This is a genomic window from Pseudoalteromonas sp. A41-2, from assembly GCF_015767615.1.
GTDB lineage: Bacteria > Pseudomonadota > Gammaproteobacteria > Enterobacterales > Alteromonadaceae > Pseudoalteromonas > Pseudoalteromonas lipolytica.
In genome coordinates this window covers 1,396,878-1,413,235 of sequence record NZ_CP065231.1, presented here as the reverse complement: position 1 = coordinate 1,413,235, position 16,358 = coordinate 1,396,878, and the positions used below count along the sequence as shown (strand labels likewise).

Below are 16,358 nucleotides of genomic sequence, written 5' to 3'. Positions count from 1 at the left end.
CTTGTGGGCTATGCCCTCTCAACACGGACGCATTCTACAGAGATTATTAAACGCGTCAATATAAAAAATGCGAGTTTTAAACTGTTTGCTTATTTTTTATCTAAAATGGTGTGTAATTATACGTTTAGGATCAATTTTTGGTCAATTCTGACCAAGCAGCAAACAAATATTGCAGCATCGAACTCAATGTTAAGAACGTGGCAATATATAAAAGTCCATAACTTAAATAAATCATCCAGGTATCAAACTGCCAAATAAGTCCGATTATCGCCAACATTTGTGCAGCTGTTTTGAACTTGCCCATATTAGATACAGCAACGTTATCTCGTTTGCCCTGCTCTGCCATCCATTCGCGTAAGGCAGAAATAACTATTTCACGGCTAATGATAACAAGTGCGGGAATCGTCATATATAAATTCTGATAATGACTAGATAATGCCACTAATGCAGCACAGACCATTACTTTATCGGCAACAGGGTCTAAGAATGCACCAAAAGGTGTAGACTGATTTAAACGGCGTGCTAAATAGCCATCAAGAATATCAGTAATTGATGCAAGCCAAAAAACAAACGCGGCCGCGAAAAACGCCCATGAATAAGGTAAATAAAATATCACCAAAAAAATGGGGATAAGAAAAAGTCTAAAGGTTGTGAGTGTGTTTGGAATATTCCACATAACTACTTGGAGATGTCTTTTTTTCTATATTCGCATGAAGGCTACGCCTTGTCATGCAAATGATTAAATATCTTTTCAGCCATTTCAGGGCTGATCCCAGGAACTTGTTTTAGTTGTTCTATATTAGCAGCTTTTACCCCTTGCATGCCCCCTAAATATTTTAATAATGATTGTCGGCGCTTTTGCCCCACACCATTTATTTCTTCAAGTAATGATTGAGTCCGTTGTTTCTGACGCTTATTACGATGTCCTGCAATTGCGAAACGGTGTGATTCATCGCGAATATGTTGGATCAAATGAAGTGCCGGCGCATCTGAATCAAGCGGAATAGTCTTCCTACCGCCGTCAATCAATAAGGTTTCTAAACCGGGCTTACGGCTCGTGCCTTTTGCTACGCCAACTAACAGTGGCATTTTGCTATGGGGCCAATTTTCAAAATATTGCTCAGCACGCGATAATTGCCCCTTACCACCATCAATAAAGATAACATCTGGGATCTTGTCTTCATCAACAACTTTGTTATAACGCTTGTTTAACGCAAACTCCATGGCGGCATAGTCATCACCGCCAGTAATACCCGTCACATTAAAGCGACGATACTCTTTATTATTTGGCCCTTGTGAGTCAAACACGACACAACTTGCTACTGTGTTTTCACCCATTGTATGGCTGATATCAAAACACTCCATGCGATTAATGTCGTCAAGCCGAAGTGTTTCTTTTAATTGCGCATAACGCTTGTTAATTGAGTCTTGCGTGCTTTGTTTTACACTTATGCTGTTAAGCGCATTCTTATTTGCAAGCTTTAAGTATTGCGCTCTCTCACCTCGATTCGCTACTTTCAAGGTGACTTTACGCTCTGAAATTGTGGTAAGCGCATTACTCAATGGCTCACTTTCTTCAATAGCAAACGGCAAAATGATTTCTTTTGCAATTCGCCCTGTTGCACCCGGTGCTAAATAGTATTGCCCTAAGAAGGAGGTGAGAATTTCTTCTTGCCCTGAATCCTTAGGGACTTTAGGAAAATAAGTCTTACTGCCTAATACTTTATGATCGCGGATCATTAATAAATGTACGGCATTTAAACCGTTTAAATGTGCAAAGCCCACCACATCCATTTCAGCATGATTACCTGAAATAGATTGTTGCTCTTGCATTTTTCTAAGCAACAAAATTTGGTCACGTACTTTAGCAGCCAGTTCAAACTTTAGTGCTTTACTGGCCTGTTCCATTTTTGTAATTAAATCGGCAATAACTTCATGTGACTTGCCAAGTAGAAACTTACGAACAAAGTCGACTTCTTGACTGTACTCTTCATCAGATACTTTGTTGACACAAGGTGCAGAACAGCGTTTTAACTGATACTGAAGGCATGGGCGACTTCGTGCACGATAATAGGCATCTTCACATTGACGAACAGGAAAGATTTTTTGCATTAGCCGTAAGCTTTCTGATACCGCACCCGCACTTGGAAAAGGACCGAAGTACTCACCTTTAATTTTGCGACTACCACGATGAAACGCCAAACGGGGATGTTTATGATTTGTCAGTAAAATATACGGATACGATTTGTCATCTCGCAGTAAAATATTATAGCGAGGCTGATATTTTTTTATAAGGTTGTTTTCGAGAAGAAGAGCCTCAGTTTCTGTATTCGTCAGGGTAACTTCAATGCCACAGATATTGCTAACTAATACACGCGTTTTACTGTCTGTTACATTGCTGCGAAAATAACTTGTAACACGCTTTTTGAGGTTCTTTGCCTTACCGACATAAATAACTTGCCCTTCACTATCAAGCATTCGGTATACACCGGGTTCGCTTGATAGTGTTTTAAGAAAACGGGCGGAATCGAAATCAGACATTGAGCAAATTAATGCGAGCTATCAATGTCGATCATTTTATGACGTATCGCCAAATGGGTTAACTCAACATCGCCACCCACATTTAGCTTTTCAAACATACGATAGCGATAGCTATTGACTGTTTTAGAGCTGAGGTTTAAACGCTCTGCGATATCTTGTGCTTTTTCACCTTTGGTGATCATAAGCATAATTTGCAGTTCACGCTCAGATAAACTTTGGAAAGGGTTTTCATCAGTACGACCGCTAACTTGCGCAAGAGCAATCTGCTGGGCAATTTCAGGCGCAATATAACGCTGACCCGCATTAACAGCACGAATGGCATTAACCATTTCATCAGACCCAGCCCCTTTGGTTAGATAACCATGGGCACCAATTTGCATTACTTTACTTGGGAATGGATCTTCACAATGTACAGTAAGCACAATAATTTTCACATCAGGGCAGTAACGACAAATTTTCTTCGTCGCTTCTAAGCCGCCAATACCTGGCATATTCATGTCCATTAACACGATATCAGGTGAGTTTTGACGGCAAAATTGCACCGCTTCTTCACCTGTTTTAGCTTCACCCACCACTTTAAAACCACGAACATCATCAAGTATACGTCTGATCCCTGTCCGTACAAGCTCATGGTCATCAACTAAAAGTACATTAATCAATGGAACACCCTCAAATAACCCAAATATATGCTTTTGCACTATTTAATGTGCCACATTAGCACAGAAGAAGTGAAACGATAAATCAAAATATCGTTTCACTCGTTAATTTTACGCTGCGGCTTTCTCGCTAAAGCGATCAACCCACAACGCAATGATACCATCGCCTGTTACATTACAGGCAGTACCAAAACTGTCTTGCGCTAAATAAAGGGCAATCATTAATGCCACTGCACCTTCATTAAAACCAAGCATACTTGTTAACAAGCCTAACGCAGACATCACTGCACCACCTGGTGCACCCGGTGCTGCAATCATTACAACGCCTAACATCATAATAAATGGCAACATACCAAACAATGACGGCACATCCATATTAGGTGATAAAAACATGACAGCCATCGCACAGGTAACGATTGTAATCGTCGAACCTGATAAATGAATGGTTGCACATAGAGGCACAGTAAAGTTTGCAACATCTTCTTTTACATTGTTGGCTTTACTAGAGCGTAACGAAACTGGAATCGTCGCCGCGCTCGACATTGTACCTAAAGCAGTAAAATAAGCTGGCAGCATATTTTTTACAAGCTCTAATGGGTTACGCTTTAATAATAAACCAGTTGTTACATATAAAACGGTTAGCCATAACCAATGCATTATAAGTGCGGCAAGTAACACAATACCGAAGGTTTGAAGGGTATCAACAACGGTACCAGCCACTGTCATTTCAGCAAACACACCAGCAATATAAAATGGTAATGCTGGAATAATTACTTTCGCCAACAAGCCATCAATAACATCGCGACCTTGATCTGACACTTTCTTTAAAGTATCCAGCTGCAACTGGCTCATACCAATACCAAACACAAATGCGGTTGCAAGCGCGGTCATCACACCCATTAACGGCGGAATTTCTAGATCAATAAAGCTACCCACTTCTGTGGCAACTTCAGCTTCAAATGTTAAGCCACCATCAAATAATGGGATCATGGCACTCACGAGTAAAAATGCCAATGTGCCAGCAATGATGGTAGAGCCATAGGCAAAGCCAACTGTTTTGCCAAGTAAGTGGCCCGAGCCTTTTGGCAAACCAGCAATACCTGATGCAATAAAAAATAAAATAATCAGCGGAATCGTAAAGGTGATCAACTGACCAATAATTTCTTTTGCTGTATAAAGGAGTTCAACACCCGTTAGTGGCACATACAAGCCCACTAAAATACCGGCAACAATACCGGCAATTAATTTAAGAATTAACTTCATAACGATCACTTCTTTTTTTTGGTGGTAACCTTTTACCACGTTTTGATTTACTTTTGTTATAAAACAGCCAAATTTGTGTTTGATTGCCTAATTTACCACCACGATTATCCTGAATCTAATTTGAACGTAAATATATGCACCCTATCGCGTTGCATTTGTTAACAAACTCGTAAATTAATAACATGCGCGCAGTTTTGAATACCAAAAATAGTACTTATGTATAAATCAATTTTAAGTGTGGCCCTTTTGTGTACGCCTTTTACAAGCTTGGCGACTAGCCTACCCATTCAACTTCCATTTATTGCTGAATCTGCAACAGTTGATGGTCAACTGGATGAACCTAGTTGGCAGCAAGCCAGAAAAATAGTAATCGATAATGTCACTTGGCCTTACGAGAATGCTAAGAGCCCAGTTACTACCTTTGCCTATGTCTATGAAGATGGCGAAACCTTATACATAGGTTTTGAAGCAAACGATCCGAACCCTGAACTTATTCGCGCTTTTTACCGTGACCGTGATGCTGCATGGAATGATGACCTAGTCGGCCTAAAAATAGATTCATATAATAATTCGCAGCTTGCTTATCAATTTTTTATTAATCCATTAGGTGTGCAACAAGACTCCATTGAAAACGAGCTTACAAAACATGAAAGCTCTTCATGGGATGGTATTTGGGATAGCGAAGGCGTTATTCATGACCGTGGTTATACCGTTGAAGTGGCTATTCCACTTCGCGTACTTAACTTCGATGACAGCATTAAAACCAAAACCATGGCTATGGAGTTTGTCAGATTCTTACCACGCAGCGAACGTTTGCGTATTTCTAATATGAAAATTGACCACGGCAATAACTGCTGGATTTGCCAAATGCCAAGCTATCAAGGTTTTGAAGAAGCCAAACAAGGGAATAACGTGGCCGTGATCCCCTCTATTGTATTAGGCAAAAATGAAACCCGAGAGATAGAGAATGCTCATATTGATGAATGGGAAAGTGAAAACACCACCGAAGCAAGCTTAGATTTGAAATGGGGTATAACACCCGATATCACATTAAATGCCACTATTAATCCTGACTTTTCACAAGTTGAGGCCGATGTAGCGCAGTTAAGTGTTAACAACAACTTTAGCTTGTTCTTTCCTGAAAAGCGGGCATTTTTTCTTGATAATGCAGACTACTTTGCTTCAACACTCAATTTAATCCACACCCGTAATATTGCTCAACCTGATTACGGCACAAAAATAACGGGTAGCAAAAATGGTCATACTTTCGCAGGCTTTATAGCCAACGACAATCAAACCAATGTGCTGATCCCTGGCAACTTGGGCTCGTCGCTTGTCTCTCTAGATAGTAAAAGTGAGAACGGTGCTTTGCGCTATCGATACGATTTTGAATCAGGTTTGTCATTAGGCTCAACAGCCACACACCGTCAGAGTGATGACTACAAAAACACGGTGTACAGCATCGACAGCAAATATAAACCAACGGTGAACGACACGTTTCTCGTACAAGTCCTGAAGTCGGAAACTCAGTACAGTCAAACATTTATCGATGAGCTTTGCGATGGCAATAACTGCACACAGCCAGAACAAGTGACATGTGAAATCAATCGCGACTGTGATTATAACGAAGGAGTTTTACGGGTACTCAACCAACAGGAGCAATCAGGGAACGGTTACTTTGTAAAATACCAACACGACGAAAAATATTGGCGTGCGTTTGCAGACTATAATTACCGCGATGCCGACTTACGCGCTGATTTAGGTTTTATTTCACAAGTTGATTTTAAAAAATTTACCACCGGTGGTGAATACCGCTGGTATGGCGATAAAGGTAATTGGTGGAATCGAGCTAACCTTTATGCCGATTGGGATATTACACATAACGAGAATAACGAACTACTTGAGAAGGAAGCGCAGTCAAGTTTTTCAGTCAGTGGCCCATTACAAAGCTTCTTTGAGTTATCAGTTGAACATCGAAACCGCAGAGGGCTTCGTCATGACAAGTCACGACTAGACATAGATGACAACACGGATCTATTTAGCGAAAACGGCATTGGCTTTTACAGTGACTTTAAGCCACAGGCAGGTTTGTTTGCCTCTCTATATATGTATACCGGAAATGCAGTCGATTTAGCGAATAACCGTGTTGGTGAAAAGCTGCATATTCGCCCTGTTCTAAATATGAACTTAGGTAAGCACTTTGAAGTACGATTACGTCATACATACGAACAACTAGAAGCTGATGGTAGCGATGTTTTCACTGCTAATTTAAGCGATGTACGTTTGACTTACCAATTTAACGTCAATAGCTTTTTACGTCTCGCTGTTATTTACACAGACCTAGAGCGCAATCAAGCTAACTATCAAGACGACGTAGACAGCCAATACAAAAAGCTCGCCACACAATTACTGTATTCATACAAATTGAACCCACAAACAGTCTTTTTTGCTGGCTATTCTGATAATGGCTACCAAGATGATGAACTGTCATCAATCACCCAAGAACAACGAACCTTATTTGCTAAGTTCAGCTACGCTTGGTTATTGTAGACTCATTGAGGGCACTCAAACGAAGTGCCCTTTTTTTCCTTTAGTTTTAAAGCTTATTCCTAAATGCTATAAGCCTATTCGCTATATGTTATAGCCAAACTTTACTTTCGTTTTTTATTAGGCGAAGTAAAGTGTGACTATTACAGATCGATAGCCTAAGCTATTTGATCCCGATTGAATAAATTGCTTCCAAGGGAACATTATGTCTAACATTTTTGAAGATAATTCATTAACGATTGGTAACACACCAATTGTAAAGCTTAACCGCGTTACCACAGGTAATGTGTTTGCTAAAGTAGAATCACGTAACCCGAGCTTCAGTGTTAAATGCCGTATCGGCGCTTCAATGATCTGGGAAGCTGAAAAGTCTGGCGTTTTAACAAAAGACAAAGAGTTAATTGAACCTACATCTGGTAATACGGGTATTGCATTAGCATTCGTAGCCGCTTCTCGTGGTTACAAATTAACTCTGACTATGCCAAATACAATGAGCTTAGAACGTCGTAAGCTATTAAAAGCATTGGGTGCAAACCTTGTGTTAACCGATGGTGCTAAGGGGATGAATGGCGCAATTGAAAAAGCGAAAGAAATTCAAGCGAGCGAGCCTGAAAAGTACATTCTTTTACAACAATTCGAAAATCCAGCCAACCCTAAAATCCACTTTGAAACCACGGGCCCTGAGATCTATGATGCAATGGATGGAAAAATCGATATCTTCGTAGCTGGTGTAGGCACGGGCGGTACAATCACTGGCGTGAGTCGTTACCTTAAGCTTGAAAAAGGCCTAAATGTGCAATCTGTTGCTGTTGAGCCAACAAATTCACCTGTTATCAGCCAAACGCTTGCTGGTGAAGAAATCAAACCAGGCCCTCATAAAATTCAAGGTATCGGAGCCGGCTTCATCCCGGGCAACTTAGATTTAGAAGTTGTCGATTCAGCGGAGCAAGTATCAAATGAAGATGCGATTGCAATGGCACATGAATTGATGAAAAACGAAGGGATTTTAGTCGGGATTTCTTCTGGTGCAGCGGTTGTTGCAGCTAAACGTTTAGCTGAAAAACCAGAAAATGCAGGCAAAAATGTTGTCGTTATTTTACCAAGTGCAACAGAGCGTTACTTATCTAGCCCATTGTTTGCAGAAGAGTTTAGCGACAAAGAGTTAGTACAGTAATTACACACTCAAAATCAAAAAAAAGGATGCATGTGCATCCTTTTTTATTACATAAAATTCAATATTATCCAATAAAGTTACTGAGTTAACTTTACATCACTGCCATTTCGTCACACACTTAAAGTTATCTTGAACTGCCAAACAATAACAATGAAAAAAATACTCTTTATTTGTGCTCTATTAAGTGGCGTGCTGCTGTTCGGTTGCGGCTCTGAAGATTCTCCAAAAGGTGAAAAGAACACACCAGGAAACACAGCAACCTTATATTTCGATGCCCTTTATAATCAAAAAGATTTCGATCTTGCAATGCAATATGCCACCCCTAAAATGGCGCGCATTATGAAATCTTACGGCACAGCAAGCCAATTTGCGCGTAACCTTATTAATATGCAATACGATGAAGTCGTGATTGAAGTCGATATGACAAATATGAGTCTACGCGAACAGTACGGTGATAAAGCGAATATAAACCTAATATTTACCGGCTACTTTAATGGTAAGAAAATAGATGATATGCGCAGTGTTCAAATGATACGTAAAAAGAGCAATTGGTATATCGAAAAAATTAATCCAGACCCATTTGCACGATAAATAACGTTTAAAAAAGCCTTGCTCTTGCAAGGCTTTTTTATACTATGAGCTACAGCTCACCGGGGGCAAAGTTATCAACAGCAATGGCTCGTTTTCGCAGCGCATTTGCTTCATTCATTCGCTCAACAACCGTGTCGTTAATCAAGTTTTTCTCTGCCGCTGCCGCTATCGCATCTTCAAGCTCTAAATTACGGCCAATGGTGCCCTCTTTTTGCCACTTGCGCAGCTGCTTGAAGTCTTCATGAGTATCAATCATCGCCATAAAGGCATTTTCCATCACACCCGTCCCCGCATTCTCATCTACATAGCACAAGTGTGTTAACCTATCTCTGAACACACCAGGCTTACTCATGTGCTCACACATAGTTTGCGCCAGCTCATCACTTGGGCGGTGATAATGGTTGCCTAATGGAAACACAATACGTTTAAGTAAAAAGTTCACTACAGGGTTTGAGAAGTTTTTGAAAAAGCCATCAAATGCTTGGCCAATACTAAACAGTGAATGTTCTACTGCGTATTGAACAAACGGTAAATCGGCCTGTTGACGCCCTTCATCTTCGTAACGTTTAAGTACACAAGAAGCTAAATACAGGTGGCTGAGAACATCGCCTAAGCGTGCTGAAATCATTTCTTTGCGCTTTAACTCGCCGCCTAAAACTAACATCGCTACATCGGTGCAAAACGCTAAGCCTCGGCTCATGCGCCCTAATTGCTTATAATACACAGAAGTGGCACCACTCACAGGCGCTTTGGCAAAATAACTACGCGTTAAACCGTGTACAAAAGCCATCCCCGCATTACTCCCAGCAAACAAAATATGCTGTAGTAGTAGCGCGTCGAACTCTTTTAACGCTAAGTCGTGATCTTCCATTGCAGCAGCTTCCATTTCTTTAAGTACAAATGGATGGCAGCGGGTTGCGCCCTGACCAAAAATCATTAAATTACGGGTAAGAATATTCGCGCCTTCTACCGTAATAGACACTGGGATCCCCATATAACCATGAGCTAGATAGTTATTAGGCCCGACTTGAATTCCCTTGCCTGAATGAATATCCATTGCGTCGTTCATTACTGTACGACCCATTTCTGTCATATGGTATTTGGCAATCGCAGTGACTACCGAAGGGCTCAATTTTAAATCAATGGCTCCTGCGGTCATTAACCTTGCAGACTCAAGCGTGTAAGTTAACCCGCCGATGCGTGCCAAAGCCTCTTGCACTCCTTCAAATTGACCAATAGAGACACCAAACTGTTGACGAACAGTGGCATAGGCAGATGTCATCCGTGAAGCTAAATGCCCGGTTGCTGTGCTTAAGGCGGGTAACGAAATACCGCGGCCTGCGCTTAAGCATTCAACCAACATACGCCAACCTCGTCCTGCACCCTGCTTTCCACCAATAATCCAATCAAGCGGAATAAATACATCTTTACCGTACGTGGTGCCATTCATAAACGCCATATTCAATGGATAGTGGCGCTCACCTGTTTGCACGCCTTCGTGGTCGGTTGGAATTAACGCACACGTAATGCCCAGCTCTTTTTTATCACCTAGTAAACCATCGGGGTCATACATTTTAAACGCGAGCCCCAACACGGTCGCAATCGGTGCAAGCGTAATGTATCGTTTCGACCAGTTAAGTTTTAAACCAATGACTTCTTCGCCATTAAACTCACCTTTACACACGACACCCGTATCAGGAATACTCCCTGCATCTGAGCCGGCCTCAGGTCCTGTTAATGCAAAGCATGGCACATCATCACCTTTTGCAAGGCTTGGTAGCCAACGCTCTTGCTGCTCTTTTGTACCGTAATGAAGCAGTAATTCTCCCGGTCCTAAGCTATTAGGAACCATAACCGTCACAGCGGCTGTTAGACTCTTAGTGGCAATTTTAGACACAATGGTCGAGTTAGCAATTGCCGAAAATTCACGACCACCAAACTTCTCTGGAATGATCAGTGCAAAGAAACCTTCTTTTTTCAGGTAATCCCATACTTCTTTAGGCAGGTCTTTATCTTTTTGAACAATTTGATAATCGTCGAGCATTGCCAGCAAGGTTTCTACTTGCTCAGCTAAAAATGTACGTTCTTTTTCGCTCAACTCAGGCTTAGGAAAGCGATGTAGCTTTTGCCAATCAGGGTTACCACTAAATAACTCACCATCCCACCAAACATCACCCGCTTCCATTGCTTCGCGTTCTGTTTGAGATAAAGGCGGTAATACCCTTTTAAACATACTAAATGTAGGTCGCGTGATCAGGTTTATGCGAATATCTTTCACAGCAAAAATCACAATCACAGCAACCAGTAACAGAATAATTACAGTAGTCATTGTGCAATCCTTTTATTTTAATCAACTGCCTCAAGTATGACTGATCGTACCATAAATACAACGTGTCAAATCGTAACGGTGACTCAATTCGGCTCTTCGCTTGTTCTTTTTTTCGACACTGCTATTATGCCACTACCATACTAAAACTACTGACACATCAGAGCTCAGCCAGTAGTTCGATAACAATAACATTCTTTAGGGAAAAACTATGAAGACTCCATTTAAGCTCAGTGTGAGTGCTGTAATGGTCGCAAGTGCGTTGGCACTTTCTGGCTGTAACGACGAAGCGCCTACTGCGAAAACAACGACCACGCAAACACCACCCCAAGCAACAGCACAAGATGCAGATAAATTTATCGCAGAAACAGAAAAAGAATTAAGTGCACTGTTTTTAGAATCGAGCCGTGCTGAATGGATTTACGCAAACTTCATTACTCATGACAGTGCTGAGTTATCAGCAGAAGTTAATCGAAAAATGACTGAATCGGTTGTGCGACTCGCTAACGAAGCAGCCAAGTTTGACAGTATAGAGCTTGATTACGATGCGCGCCGAAAACTCGATAAACTAAAGCTAGCTCTCACATTGCCTGCACCTCAAGATGCAGCAAAAACTGCTAAGTTATCACAGCTTGTGGCTGAACTCGGCGGTATTTATGGTAAAGGGAAATATTGTAAAGAAGAGGGAAGTTGTTTAAGCCTAGGTGAAATGACCGCTAAAATGGCCACCAGCCGAGACTACAACGAACTACTCGATTTATGGCAAGGTTGGCGACAAGTATCAAAACCTATGCGCCCGTTGTATGAACAACAGGTTGTGCTAACCAATGAAGGCGCTAAAGAGCTAGGTTACGCAGATACAGGTGCAATGTGGCGAAGCAAGTACGATATGCCTGCTGATGATTTTGCCAAAGAACTCGATCGTATTTGGGGTCAAGTTAAACCACTTTACGAATCGCTTCATTGTCACGTTCGTGCAAAACTGGGTGAACAATATGGTGAAGATAAAGTACCCCAAGACCAACCAATCCCAGCACATCTATTAGGCAACATGTGGGCACAAACGTGGGGCAATATCTATGATGTTGTTGCGCCTGAAAACGCAGATCCTGGTTACGATGTGACAGCATTGCTTGCTGAACACGATTACGATGAACTAAAAATGGTTCGCGGTGCAGAAAAATTCTTTACATCAATGGGATTCGCACCACTTCCTGACACGTTCTATGAACGTTCATTATTTATAAAGCCTCGTGATCGTGATGTGTTGTGTCATGCCTCTGCATGGAACATCGATAGTAAAGACGATTTACGAATTAAAATGTGTATTCAACGCACAGGCGAAGAGTTCTCAACTATTCACCACGAGTTAGGGCATAACTTTTATCAACGTGCCTACAACACTCAACCGGTTTATTATCAAGAAAGTGCGAACGATGGTTTCCATGAAGCAATTGGCGACACCATTGCCCTCTCGGTAACGCCGGGTTACTTGAAAGAAATAGGCCTGTTAAATGAAGTGCCTGATGAGTCTAAAGATATTGGGCTATTAATGAAAATGGCTCTTGAGAAAGTCGCCTTCATTCCATTCGGCCTGCTTGTCGACCAATGGCGCTGGAAGGTATTCTCTGGCGAAGTAACACCTGAAAACTATAATAAAGCATGGTGGGAGTTACGTGAGAAATATCAAGGTGTGCAAGCGCCAATCGCTCGAAGTGAATCAGACTTTGATCCCGGTGCAAAATACCATGTTCCAGGTAATGTGCCTTATACACGTTATTTCTTAGCTCATATTTTACAGTTTGATTTCCACAGAAGCCTTTGTAAAATTGCGGGCAACGAAGAAGCCATTCATCGCTGTTCTGTGTATAACTCTAAAGAGGCTGGTGAGAAACTAAATGCAATGCTTGAAATGGGCTCGAGTCGTCCATGGCAAGAAGCACTTGCAACCATTACCGGTAAAGAACAAATGGATGCCACTGCAATCTTAGATTACTTTGCACCATTACAAAAATACCTTGATGAACAAAATAAAGACCGTGAGTGCGGTTGGTAAACAACCTAAAGCAAAAAGCCCGCATATGCGGGCTTTTTCATATAATCAAATAAATGATTAGAACTGCAGGCTAACGTTTGCGAAGTATGCATCGTAATCTGAGTCATCCCAGTTGTTTGCATAACCCACTTTTAAGCCCACATTTTTGTTGAAATAATGTTGAGCACCAAAGCTGTAATCATCTTCTTTGTTAAATGTAACAAATGCCGATGTTGCTTTTGAGAAATAGTAGTTAGAACCTAACTCCCATGAACTACCTGCATTATCAGTATCAGAGATAGTCCCTTCAACCGTTAAGTAATTACCTTGTTTAAGGTCCATGAAGTACTTCGCATTCACCGCGCGATAATCAAAGTCATCATCCGCTGTTAATGTGAAGCCCACGTAATCTGTGCTGTTTAGCTGGTGATTGTACTTAAGATCAAACATCACCGAATTTTCACCGTCTTCAACGTCGATGAATGTCGCTTTTAACAGTAGGTTCGGATTAAAGAAATAACCCGCAGATACGTTAAATACATCTGTGCTCGAACCATAGTCATAATTGTTATAGCCCGCACCAAATACGAAATCTTTTACAAAGTACTCACCGCCAAGACCCGTCACATCACCAAAGTCATCATCAGCATACGAACCATACACGTTGGTTGTTTTGTTGATGTATTCAAATTGATCATACGGACCTAATGTCGTCTTTGGAGCAAAGTAGTAAGTTGAATCAACACTCACAGTGTCGTTGCCATCGGTGTCCATGTACCCTAAATGGCTAATTGATTGATAACTATCCGCAGCAGTCGCGGCAGTTGACAGAAGCATACTTGAAATAATAACTGCTAACTTTTTCATAAACAGATTTCCCTATTAACATTGTTTTATTGCTATTAAAAACTAGCCTGTTGGCTAATGTGGGCACATGCTAACGTGAGAAAACTGAACAACAACTTAACTAAGCATTTGTTTTTACTATACTAATTGTAATAAAGTGTCGGTAAATGTAAAGAAAAAGTTGGCTTAAACGGATGTTCAAAGCCCCCTTTTTCTAGAAAAGAACAAGCAGTTCAGTACCTTATATAGAGAATTGGCTTATAATTTTATAAACTTCATTAATGTTATCTCCGGCTTTAAAGTCTTTAGTGATTGGTGTTGGATCTGACCCAACCCAAATTTTCAACTCCGCATCTAAATCAAAATGACCGGCACTTTCCTTACTAAACTTGGTGATTTTTGAATAAGCAATACTCAAAATTTCCATTTTAGAACCAGTAACACCTTGTTTATCAATAAGGATTAGTCTTTTATTGGTAAAGATAAACATATCGCGTACAACCTTGTAGGCTTTTTGTACGCTTTCTCCTTCAATTAATGTATTGGCAATTAAATGCTCTAAGTCACTGTTATCGACTTCGCTTGCATTCCCCATTAACCCACTTAATAGACCCATGATTAGCTCTCCTTATTAAATATTTGATTTTCAAGTGTATGACCATTAACCAATTGGCGATAGTGCCAACCTTGTTGATAACAAAAATGAAGAAGATTGATATCAAATGGGTCAGCGCCTTTTTCAAACTCTATAACATATTCTTTTGATTGACTCATATAGACATGGTTGACCTCTGGCAAACTTGATAGTTTGGTCTCTACCCCGTCGTATAATTGACTCAGTTGCAAAGTGATATAATGTTTGTTGTCCTGACTTGTTGAACGAGCTTGATGCTCGCTTAACACACCTTGGTCTAAATGCAGCACTTGAGAGCATAAACGCTCGAGTTCAGTTAAATCATGCGAGCTCAAAATAAAAGTCGCTTCATTGCTAAGTGTACTGACAAGCTCGCGCACTTCACGCGCATGAATCGGATCAAGGCCAGCGGTTGCTTCATCTAGCATCACGATTTCAGGTGTGCCTATTAATGCTTGCGCAATTGTGACGCGCTTGCGCATGCCATGCGATAAATCATCAGGGCGATGTTTAGCTACCTCAGCCAAACCAACCAGCTCAAGTACGCGTGCGGTTTCTTTGTTGCGTACCGCATTGCTTAAGCCTTGTAATTGACCATAAAAATTAAGTTGATGGGCAATGCTAAAGCGCGGGTCCAGTTGAGCATCTTGTGGTAATGCAGTGAGCTTACCAAACAAGGCCGCACTGCCCGGTTTATGTCCCATTACCGATAAACTTCCTGCGCTAGGTAAAATGTAACCACAGAGCAAACTAAATAGCGTTGTTTTACCGGCTCCATTTGGCCCAACCAATGCCACTGGTGCCCCTTTACTAATTTCGAAACTGACATTATCGAGCGCACGTTTACTGCCATAATTTTTCGATAGACCTTCGCCACGAATTAATACGGTCATAATGAACTCCTTGCAAAAATACGCTCAGCCACAACTAACAAAACAGCTGTCTGCAGCAAAGGTAAACCGACACCTAACATCAGCCCAGCCCTTTGCCCTGCCATAAGGTCAATTTGATAACCTGGAAACAGATAATTTAACACCTCAAAAATAGGCCATTGCCAGCTTAAAAGACCAATAATAATGTTCCCTGCTGCAAAAAATAAAATAGCCAAAACAAAGGATAATCGCGCAGAACGTGCAAACGTATTTAAAAAACTCATTAACGCGATAAATGGCATAACGGTGATCACTAAATGCAGTAATAAAACAACACTGCGGCTAAGCCCAGATACAAATAAGCTCGGCTCTCGGTACGCTAACATCGAAACAGTGGCCATTAAGGTCACAAATAAAAGTACGGTGAGTATTAATAACTGCCCTAAAAAGCGACCTATAATTATTTCGCTACGCGTCGCTCTCAAGGATAAAAAGCGCAGTGTGCCGCGTTGTTTATCTCCCACGGTTTGGTCACTGCATAAAAATAAACAAAAACCAGGAAAACTAAACAAAGCAATAAGCCAATACACCGCAAGCTCTGATTCTGGCCAATCGAGAAGTTTACTAATTCCGATAGCACCAAACATTTGCCTCGCAAAATCGGCAAAATCTGGCGAACTTATTAAGCTAACAGATTGCGCTATGGGGTAGCGTAAAATTAATAACCAACAAATGGCAAATGCGGCAACGGCTAGTAACCCTCTTTTAGTTAAAAAGAGTCTTACAAGCTCAAATTGTGCAATTTGCGCAAGGCGTTTAGGATGTAACTGCGTCACTCATAATCCTTAATGAATTTTAATATTTAATTTACAC

At 41.1% G+C, this 16,358-nt stretch carries 13 protein-coding genes; 4 read left to right on the top strand and 9 right to left on the bottom strand.

Going from position 1 to position 16,358, the window contains the following annotated elements; translation table 11 throughout:
- Positions 1 to 130 precede the first annotated feature (130 nt).
- From pgsA to IT970_RS06500, 4 genes are all read right to left on the bottom strand, one after another.
- Positions 131 to 676, bottom strand: coding sequence for a CDP-diacylglycerol--glycerol-3-phosphate 3-phosphatidyltransferase (gene pgsA, locus IT970_RS06515; protein ID WP_036969313.1), 546 nt, complete (start codon positions 674 to 676; stop codon positions 131 to 133).
- Positions 677 to 717: 41 nt separating this feature from the next.
- Positions 718 to 2,541: an excinuclease ABC subunit UvrC gene (gene uvrC / locus IT970_RS06510; RefSeq protein ID WP_074989866.1), complete on the bottom strand. Its 1,824-nt coding sequence runs from the start codon at positions 2,539 to 2,541 to the stop codon at positions 718 to 720.
- An 8-nt stretch (positions 2,542 to 2,549) separates the two neighbouring features.
- The gene (gene uvrY, locus IT970_RS06505) at positions 2,550 to 3,200 is read right to left on the bottom strand and encodes a UvrY/SirA/GacA family response regulator transcription factor (RefSeq protein WP_036971600.1); all 651 of its coding nucleotides are present in this window, start codon (positions 3,198 to 3,200) and stop codon (positions 2,550 to 2,552) included.
- A 108-nt stretch (positions 3,201 to 3,308) separates the two neighbouring features.
- Positions 3,309 to 4,460 (bottom strand): dicarboxylate/amino acid:cation symporter, encoded by a 1,152-nt coding sequence (locus IT970_RS06500; protein WP_036971603.1) that lies wholly within the window; start codon positions 4,458 to 4,460, stop codon positions 3,309 to 3,311.
- Between the two features lie 216 nt (positions 4,461 to 4,676).
- Between IT970_RS06500 and IT970_RS06495 the strand changes: the two genes are divergently transcribed.
- The 3 genes from IT970_RS06495 to IT970_RS06485 all read left to right on the top strand — a co-directional run bounded on the left by IT970_RS06495 (position 4,677) and on the right by IT970_RS06485 (position 8,772).
- Positions 4,677 to 7,010, top strand: a complete 2,334-nt coding sequence (locus IT970_RS06495; protein ID WP_180311502.1) for a carbohydrate binding family 9 domain-containing protein — start codon at positions 4,677 to 4,679, stop codon at positions 7,008 to 7,010.
- A gap of 202 nt (positions 7,011 to 7,212) precedes the next feature.
- Complete coding sequence (gene cysK / locus IT970_RS06490) at positions 7,213 to 8,181, top strand: cysteine synthase A (RefSeq protein WP_036969317.1); 969 nt, start codon at positions 7,213 to 7,215, stop codon at positions 8,179 to 8,181.
- Positions 8,182 to 8,331: 150 nt separating this feature from the next.
- On the top strand, positions 8,332 to 8,772 hold the full coding sequence (locus IT970_RS06485) for a hypothetical protein (RefSeq protein ID WP_036969320.1): 441 nt from the start codon (positions 8,332 to 8,334) through the stop codon (positions 8,770 to 8,772).
- 49 nt (positions 8,773 to 8,821) lie between these two features.
- Here IT970_RS06485 and IT970_RS06480 read toward each other — a convergent pair whose 3' ends face one another.
- Complete coding sequence (locus tag IT970_RS06480) at positions 8,822 to 11,101, bottom strand: acyl-CoA dehydrogenase (RefSeq protein WP_036969322.1); 2,280 nt, start codon at positions 11,099 to 11,101, stop codon at positions 8,822 to 8,824.
- 208 nt (positions 11,102 to 11,309) lie between these two features.
- Between IT970_RS06480 and IT970_RS06475 the strand changes: the two genes are divergently transcribed.
- On the top strand, positions 11,310 to 13,154 hold the full coding sequence (locus IT970_RS06475; RefSeq protein WP_118844195.1) for a M2 family metallopeptidase: 1,845 nt from the start codon (positions 11,310 to 11,312) through the stop codon (positions 13,152 to 13,154).
- 57 nt (positions 13,155 to 13,211) lie between these two features.
- Here IT970_RS06475 and IT970_RS06470 read toward each other — a convergent pair whose 3' ends face one another.
- From IT970_RS06470 to IT970_RS06455, 4 genes are all read right to left on the bottom strand, one after another.
- On the bottom strand, positions 13,212 to 14,000 hold the full coding sequence (locus tag IT970_RS06470) for a putative porin (protein WP_036969325.1): 789 nt from the start codon (positions 13,998 to 14,000) through the stop codon (positions 13,212 to 13,214).
- Positions 14,001 to 14,220: 220 nt separating this feature from the next.
- Positions 14,221 to 14,595, bottom strand: coding sequence for a PH domain-containing protein (locus IT970_RS06465; protein ID WP_036969326.1), 375 nt, complete (start codon positions 14,593 to 14,595; stop codon positions 14,221 to 14,223).
- Between the two features lie 2 nt (positions 14,596 to 14,597).
- A complete protein-coding gene (locus IT970_RS06460) occupies positions 14,598 to 15,506 on the bottom strand; it encodes an ABC transporter ATP-binding protein (protein ID WP_118844194.1) in 909 nt (302 codons plus the stop codon).
- Positions 15,503 to 16,321, bottom strand: coding sequence for an ABC transporter permease (locus IT970_RS06455; RefSeq protein ID WP_036969330.1), 819 nt, complete (start codon positions 16,319 to 16,321; stop codon positions 15,503 to 15,505). The genes IT970_RS06460 and IT970_RS06455 overlap by 4 nt, the downstream gene beginning before the upstream one ends.
- Positions 16,322 to 16,358 lie beyond the last annotated feature (37 nt).

What these genes read in the sequence shown, in the direction of transcription:
- pgsA (WP_036969313.1), bottom strand. Translation starts at nt 676, where the DNA reads ATGTGGAATATTCCAAACACACTCACAACCTTTAGACTTTTTCTTATC.
- uvrC (WP_074989866.1), bottom strand. Translation starts at nt 2,541, where the DNA reads ATGTCTGATTTCGATTCCGCCCGTTTTCTTAAAACACTATCAAGCGAA.
- IT970_RS06500 (WP_036971603.1), bottom strand. Translation starts at nt 4,460, where the DNA reads ATGAAGTTAATTCTTAAATTAATTGCCGGTATTGTTGCCGGTATTTTA.
- IT970_RS06495 (WP_180311502.1), top strand. Translation starts at nt 4,677, where the DNA reads ATGTATAAATCAATTTTAAGTGTGGCCCTTTTGTGTACGCCTTTTACA.
- cysK (WP_036969317.1), top strand. Translation starts at nt 7,213, where the DNA reads ATGTCTAACATTTTTGAAGATAATTCATTAACGATTGGTAACACACCA.
- IT970_RS06485 (WP_036969320.1), top strand. Translation starts at nt 8,332, where the DNA reads ATGAAAAAAATACTCTTTATTTGTGCTCTATTAAGTGGCGTGCTGCTG.
- IT970_RS06480 (WP_036969322.1), bottom strand. Translation starts at nt 11,101, where the DNA reads ATGACTACTGTAATTATTCTGTTACTGGTTGCTGTGATTGTGATTTTT.
- IT970_RS06475 (WP_118844195.1), top strand. Translation starts at nt 11,310, where the DNA reads ATGAAGACTCCATTTAAGCTCAGTGTGAGTGCTGTAATGGTCGCAAGT.
- IT970_RS06470 (WP_036969325.1), bottom strand. Translation starts at nt 14,000, where the DNA reads ATGAAAAAGTTAGCAGTTATTATTTCAAGTATGCTTCTGTCAACTGCC.
- IT970_RS06465 (WP_036969326.1), bottom strand. Translation starts at nt 14,595, where the DNA reads ATGGGTCTATTAAGTGGGTTAATGGGGAATGCAAGCGAAGTCGATAAC.
- IT970_RS06460 (WP_118844194.1), bottom strand. Translation starts at nt 15,506, where the DNA reads ATGACCGTATTAATTCGTGGCGAAGGTCTATCGAAAAATTATGGCAGT.